This window comes from Micromonospora sp. NPDC005257 (assembly GCF_042872445.1).
Lineage (GTDB): Bacteria > Actinomycetota > Actinomycetes > Mycobacteriales > Micromonosporaceae > Micromonospora.
Genome location: NZ_JBIAKL010000031.1, coordinates 1 through 1430 on the forward strand (window position 1 = coordinate 1; position 1430 = coordinate 1430).

At 68.7% G+C, this 1430-nt stretch carries 2 protein-coding genes; both read left to right on the top strand.

The genetic code is table 11. The features are described 5' to 3' along the window. Positions 1 to 101: 101 nt before the first annotated feature. A complete protein-coding gene (locus ACFYO8_RS29600) occupies positions 102 to 944 on the top strand; it encodes an IS5 family transposase (RefSeq protein ID WP_387257833.1) in 843 nt (280 codons plus the stop codon). Further along, positions 941 to 1360, top strand: coding sequence for a hypothetical protein (locus ACFYO8_RS29605; protein WP_355094860.1), 420 nt, complete (start codon positions 941 to 943; stop codon positions 1358 to 1360). The genes ACFYO8_RS29600 and ACFYO8_RS29605 overlap by 4 nt, the downstream gene beginning before the upstream one ends. The last annotated feature ends 70 nt before the right edge of the window (positions 1361 to 1430 follow it).

Here is a 1430-nt window from a genome sequence, read left to right on the forward strand (position 1 = left end):
AGAGGGTGGTTCGGTAGCTTTCGTCCATTGTGGGTTCGGCCCGGCATGTGAATGTGAGCCGTGGTCGTAACCGGTGACGTGGTGGCCGCGTTGGGCTGTTCATGGGTGAGCGTGCGGCGTATCCGAGCGACCTGACCGATGAGCAGTGGGCGGTGGTCGGTCCGTTCCTGCAGGCGTGGAAGGACCGGCATCCGTCGGTGTCGGGGCATCAGGGCCGTTACGAGCTGCGGGAGATCGTGAACGCGATCTTCTACCAGAACCGGACCGGGTGCCAGTGGGCGTACCTGCCGCACGACCTGCCGCCGAAGTCGGCCACCTACTACTACTTCGCCCTGTGGCGTGATGACGGCACCGACCAGGTGATTCACGATCTGCTGCGCTGCCAGGCACGGGAGAAGGCCGGCCGCCGGGAGGATCCGACCGCGGTGGTGCTGGACACTCAGTCGATTCGGGCGGCCAACCACGTCCCGGCCGCCACGACCGGCAAGGACGCCGCGAAGAAGGTCCCGGGCCGTAAGCGGGGCCTCGCGGTCGACGCCCTTGGGTTGATCATCGCGGTGGTGGTCACCGCCGCGTCGGTCACCGACAACGCGATCGGCGTGAAGCTGCTGGACAACGTCCTCGCGCACACGCCGACGGTGACCAAGGCATGGGTCGACGCCGGGTTCAAAGACGACGTGCAGATCCACGGCGCGGTCCGAGGTGTCGACGTGGAGCAGGTCCTGCGGTCCGACACGACCGCCGGGTTCGTGCCGATCAAGCGCCGGTGGGTGGTCGAGCAGACCAACGGCACGCTAATGCTGCACCGCCGCCTGGTCCGCGAGTACGAAAGCCGACCCGCCTCCGCGGTGTCCCGCACCTGGTGGGCCTCGACGGCGAACCTCATCCGCCGGCTGACCGGCACCGCCACCACGTCCTGGCGCGACCCGGGCCACCAGCGGTGACCCAGCCGACGCTGCTGACCCTGCTCACCGAACGCGAAACCGCCGCCGGCCTCGCCGTCGAACGGCTCCGCGCCCAGATCGCCTCCCTCGACGAGCAGCTCACCGCCGCCGAGACCGAGGTGGCCGAACTCGCCATCACCCGCAAGACGCTGCTGAGCCTGGGCGGCCCACTCGACGCGGTCGCACCCGCTGACCCGACCATCGCCAGCCCCGCCTACCAGCAGATCCTCGCCGTGTTCCACGCCGGGACCGCACCGATGCGCGCCAAGGACATCTGCCAAGCGCTGGGCACCGGCACCACCGCGAAGGACACCGAGAATCTCCGCGCCAAGCTCAAACGCCTCGTCGCCCGCCAGATCCTCACCGAACCCGACGCCGGACTGTTCACCCTGGCTCCACCGACGACGTCCGCGTAACCCCACCAACCAGGGCCGCTAACGAACCACCAAATCCGCATCGGACATAGCCTCCCGAACCACCCTCTCA